At 47.5% G+C, this 4,216-nt stretch carries 4 protein-coding genes; 2 read left to right on the top strand and 2 right to left on the bottom strand.

What is annotated here, in order from left to right; translation table 11 throughout:
• The coding region (locus WBA23_RS24270; protein WP_424584864.1) for an efflux RND transporter permease subunit at positions 1-2,154 on the top strand (2,154 nt) is incomplete at its 5' end.
• A 23-nt stretch (positions 2,155-2,177) separates the two neighbouring features.
• Here WBA23_RS24270 and WBA23_RS24265 read toward each other — a convergent pair.
• The gene (locus WBA23_RS24265) at positions 2,178-2,615 is read right to left on the bottom strand and encodes an SgcJ/EcaC family oxidoreductase (protein ID WP_424584863.1); all 438 of its coding nucleotides are present in this window, start codon (positions 2,613-2,615) and stop codon (positions 2,178-2,180) included.
• Positions 2,616-2,763: 148 nt separating this feature from the next.
• On the opposite strand from WBA23_RS24265, the gene WBA23_RS24260 reads away from it, so the two are divergent.
• Positions 2,764-3,390, top strand: a complete 627-nt coding sequence (locus tag WBA23_RS24260) for a hypothetical protein (RefSeq protein WP_424584862.1) — start codon at positions 2,764-2,766, stop codon at positions 3,388-3,390.
• A gap of 4 nt (positions 3,391-3,394) precedes the next feature.
• Here the strand turns inward: WBA23_RS24260 and WBA23_RS24255 are convergent.
• A partial coding sequence (locus WBA23_RS24255; RefSeq protein ID WP_424584861.1) for a toxin-antitoxin system YwqK family antitoxin occupies positions 3,395-4,216 on the bottom strand: 822 nt, incomplete at its 5' end.

Here is a 4,216-nt window from a genome sequence, read left to right as displayed (position 1 = left end):
GACTACGAAGACCGCCTCGCCCTGCTTACCGAAAATGGCCTGATGGCTATCGTTATCGTAATGGTGATTCTAGCTCTCTTGCTGGAGTATAAGCTGGCCGTTTGGGTGATGATGGGCATGGTGATTTCCTTTGTGGGGGGCATGTTTTTCCTACCGATGATCGGAGTAAGCATCAACATGGTATCTATGTTTGGCTTTCTGGTGGTACTAGGTATTGTGGTAGACGATGCGGTGGTTGTGGGTGAAAACATTTACGAGTACCGCCAGCAGGGCATGAGTCGAATTGAAGCGGCCATCCAGGGAACCCGCGATATTAGTAAGCCGGTAGTATTTAGCATTCTAACCAATGTGATTGCCTTTATTCCGCTGCTTTTTTTGCCCGGTACTTTCGGTAAATTCTGGTGGCCTATGCCCGCCGTGGTTATTGCAGTACTGCTGGTTTCTCTGATTGAAGCTCTATTCATTCTACCCGCTCACCTCGGCCACGGGTCCGATAAAGAACGATTCAAAGTTGGGAAGTACGTCACGAAGTGGCAGCAAAGCTTTGCTCAGCGCTTCAACCGGTGGGTGGAACGCTACTACCGTCCGTTGTTAGATACCTGCCTGCGTAACCGCTACATTACGCTGGCTGCCGCAGTAGGACTACTAGCCGTTATCGGTGGGTTTGGCTACAGCGATCATATGGGTATTATTTTGATGCCCGAAGTGGCCGCCGATGAGATTGAAGCTGGAGTACGCCTGCCCGTAGGCACCACTCCCGATCAGGCGGCTAAGGTAGCCGACCAGATCACTCAGTCTACCGTAGCTATGTTTGAGGAGCACGATCTGTACGAAGTAGCTGAAGGGGTAAAGACCAACGTGCGTAACCAAAATTTTATTGATGTAGAAATAGTGATGAAACCGCCGGACGAGCGCGACATGAGTGCTCAGGATGTGATTGAACTGTGGCGGGATGAAATCGGCGATATTGAAGGAGTAGACCAGATTAGCTTTGAAGCCGAACGGGGGCCGGGCGGCTCCGCGCAGGATATAAGCGTAGACATCAGCCACTCCGATATCGAAGTGTTAGAGCAGGCCAGTCAGGCCTTCGTAGTTGAGTCCGAAAAGTTTGAAAGCACCCGCGACGTGAACGATAATTACGACAAAGGCAAATTGCAGTACGATTTTACCCTGTTGCCGGAGGGGAGAAACCTAGGCTTCACCCCTTCGGACGTAGGCCAGCAATTGCGGGATGCTTTCTTCGGGGCATTAGCCATGCGGCAACTGCGGGGCAACAATGAAGTGGAAGTACGGGTAAAACTACCGCTGTCGGAGCGAAAAGATATTTATAACCTGGAAGATTTCGTGATCCGTACTCCCGATAGTGTAGAGGTACCGTTGCTGGACGTAGTAACCATAGAACAACGAGAAGCCTTCAATTCTATCAATCGGCGCGATGGTCGCCGGGTAGTATCGGTAGGCATGGATGTGGAACCGGCTAGCGCCACCACCCAGGTACTGGAAGCACTACAGAGCGAAGTATTGCCCCAAATCCGGGCCGATTTTCCGGGGGTTACCTGGAGCTTTGAAGGGAGCCAGGCCGACATGCGGGAATCTACTAAGTCGCTGTGGGGCGGTTTCATTCTAGCAATGTTAGTGATTTACGGGTTACTAGCTATTGCGTTCAATAACTACATTCAACCCCTAATCGTGATGTCGGCCATTCCTTTCGGTATTGTGGGAGCCGTTATTGGGCATATCATTTTAGGGTACGATTTATCGCTGGTGAGCCTGATGGGAGTGATTGCTCTATCGGGGGTAGTCGTTAATGATTCGTTGATAATGATTGACTACGCTAACCGCCAGCGGAAAGGCGATCAGACGGTTTTTGAGGCGATTCACGAAGCGGGCGTTCGGCGTTTCCGTCCCATTATGCTCACTACCCTGACCACGTTTGGGGGGTTAACTCCGATTATTCTGGAAACTTCCGATCAGGCAAACAACCTTATTCCTATGGCCATTTCACTAGGCTTCGGTATTATCTTCGCTACCTCTATCATCTTACTGATCGTTCCCTGTTTATACCTAATTCTGGAAGATGTAGTAGGAAAAGCAAAAGAAGCAAAGGAAGAGGTCAAGCAAAAGGCTGAAGAAAAAATTCAAGAAGCAGTCTAATTGGCGATGCTAATTTATTTTTACTAACCCGCCGGAAGCATATTGCGGATAGCCGCGATCTTCCAGGAATTTTCTTCGCGCACTACTACGAAAGTGCTCCACATTTTCCGGACGCTACCGTCGGCATTTTTAATTTCGTAGCGAGCATCGGCAATCGCGGTTTCATTGTTAAAAAATCGCACATTATCCACCTCCAACGTTCGATCGCCCGGATTGCGACGCGAACTTCCCATCATGCCCTCTTTGGCCGTATCAATTCCTCTGCGCCACTCTCCTGATGAAACCAGTTGGTCTATTTCCTTCGTGAGAATCTGGTTCAACAACGCCGTATCTTGCTGCTCCCGCGCTTGGGCGTATTGATCAATTAGCGAAATAATCGCCCGCTCGTCTGCTGAATTTTGAGCGTAAGAGTCAAAAGTAAACAGAAAAGCAAGCGAAATACCTAAGGCAAGGCGGATCATAAGTTTGGAAAGTTGTTAGTACGGGATAAGCGGCAAAGCTACTAGCAATATACATTAATTCAGTGGCGCTAGTCAACTTTTCACTAATTTGCTTTCAGTGCAGTTCATTGGTCGTAATTACTAAGTACTTATCGTTAAATAGTTCGGTATGTCCCCGGATTTATTCCGGCAGTCGCCACTGCGGGGTCTCCCGCGTAGTTGGGAGGAAGATGCCGGAACCTGCCTATGCCGGCAGGCAGGTTCGCACAGCCTCATCCGGCAAGGATGTACCGAGTTAGTTTCAGTTAGTTACTTAAAAAGGGTTTATCATATGAAGAGCTCTACACATATATTTCATGTCATTTTATTAGTCTTGATAATGGCGTCAGCTTGTAAAGAAGACGATACCTCGCAAGGAATTAACTCATTACAAGGAGTATGGCAGGTGAATGAAGTAATATCTATTTACGACAACTCGGGAAATGATCGAGTAGATGAAACCGGAAATCTGGGCGAGTTCACTTTTAATGATGATACACTGCGATTTGAATATACCCGTAACGATACACTGTATCAGGGAGTAGAGCGGTGGCAATTACAGAATACCCAAGAGAATCAGGGCTTCACGAGGGTCGATGTCTTTACCTTAACAATTGAGAATCACGAAACCTTTGTGTGCGAGTTTGGCGATCAGACGCGCAACTCAGAAAAAAATGCTACCAACATTACGCTGCGCCGCGAATCGGAAGAGAGCAGCCGTAACCCCTGGTTTGAATTGTCACTTAACAAGCAGTAAATTTTTACCTAGATTCTTTTTTAGAGTCATACACCACTTTTCCTTCGGGGCTCCATTCCTTCATGGTGTAGGGGCGGGTTTCATTGTCGTAGGGATCTTCGCTGTACTTAATTTGTTTTTTTGGACGGCGGTCGTAGTCGTAGAATTCGGTCCAGATACCTACTTTATGGTCTTGCTGATACTCTCCTTCTACCGCAATACGCCCACTGGGATGAAAGTAAAAATAGTAACCTTCTCGCTCCCCGTATTCCACCGGAATTACTTCCTGAGGTTTAGTCCGTGTACCTTCGTCGTAATAAGTAATTTCTGATTCCCGAGGCCAGCCTCGAGTATACTTCTCTTTGTCTAACAGAATATCTTTTTTACTGTGCTTAGTCCACCGGCCGTGCTTAGTGCCTTTGTAAAAAACTCCCTCTTCCAGAATTTCATTATCGGTGGTCATCTTTTTGTAAGGGCCGTGTAGAACCAAGGCTTTCTTTTTAGAGATGTTGTGTGTAGTACGAATTTGCTTACGCTTGGTATCGTACCAATACACATCGCGCACGTAGGGGTTAGGCATCTCAAACACCTTCAGGTAGTAAAAGGTCTCAATAATATCGGTGCCGCCTTTGGCTGAGCGGGCAAAGCCTTTCTTTGTTTTAATGTCGTAGAAAACGTTCTTCTTCCGTTTCTTCTTTTTCTTGGCTTTTTTCTCCTCTTTTTCCTCCTCTTCTTCCGCTTCCAGATTTACCGTAAGCGGCACTTGGGTAGCCGGATCAACCAAGAATATATCGGAGGTGTCGGGAGCGAAGGTCTTTTCAATGGTTTCTTCTTCCGTTTTCTTATC

Source organism: Tunicatimonas sp., from assembly GCF_049647865.1.
GTDB lineage: Bacteria > Bacteroidota > Bacteroidia > Cytophagales > Cyclobacteriaceae > Tunicatimonas.
This window is presented reverse-complemented; position numbering and strand designations above follow the sequence as displayed.

Bases quoted from the DNA above. Each gene is read 5' to 3' on its own strand.
- WBA23_RS24265 (WP_424584863.1), bottom strand. From the start codon at position 2,615: ATGATCCGCCTTGCCTTAGGTATTTCGCTTGCTTTTCTGTTTACTTTT.
- WBA23_RS24260 (WP_424584862.1), top strand. From the start codon at position 2,764: ATGTCCCCGGATTTATTCCGGCAGTCGCCACTGCGGGGTCTCCCGCGT.